General features: G+C 63.2%; 1 protein-coding gene. It reads right to left on the bottom strand.

Translation table 11 applies throughout. The annotated features are described in order from the left end of the window. On the bottom strand, positions 1-433 hold a 433-nt coding region (locus A9Z05_RS03570; protein WP_141723342.1), incomplete at its 3' end, for a LysR family transcriptional regulator. Positions 434-623 lie beyond the last annotated feature (190 nt).

The following is a 623-nucleotide window of genomic DNA, read 5'->3' as shown; positions in this document are numbered from 1 at the left end:
GGAGGAGGAAAGCGGCGTGTCGCTCTTCACGCGCTACGGCCGCGGCCGTCAAGCGCACGCCGCGGGTTCGCGCCTGCTCGAGCATGCCGAAATGATCACGCGGATGGTCAGCGAAACGGCGGACCAGGTACGGGCCAGCGCCGATGCCGAGCGCGGCTATCTCGCGGTCGGCATCGGCGCTGGCCCGTACCTGGTCCGCCGTTTCGCTGACCATCCGCGTGATCATTTCGGCATGCTCGAGCAGGCGCGAACCCGCGGCCGTCAAGCGCACGCCGCGGCCGTAGCGCGTGAAGAGCGACACGCCGATTTCCTCCTCCAGCTTGGCGATCTGCCGGCTCAGCGCCGGTTGCGCGATATACAGCTCCGCGGCCGCGCGGCTGAAGCTGCCGGCGCGGGCGACGTGGATGAAGCTGCGCAGTTCTCGAATGTCCATGTCGTTTTTGAGCTATGCCGTCGTGGCATAGAAATACATGTTCATAAGGTCTTTGTCAAAGAAGTCGGCGGATTCTATGCTGAGAACAAATAGCAAATCGACCTATAACGATTCTGGAGACACCATGCCATCCCGTTCTCGCAGCCATTCCATTCCTCGTTCGCCTCGTTCGCGGCACCGCCGCGTCGCT

This window comes from Burkholderia sp. A2 (assembly GCF_001729305.1).
In the GTDB taxonomy this organism is placed as follows: Bacteria; Pseudomonadota; Gammaproteobacteria; order Burkholderiales; family Burkholderiaceae; genus Burkholderia; species Burkholderia sola.
Note: the sequence above shows the minus strand (reverse complement) of the source record. Positions and strands in the feature narration are given on the sequence as shown.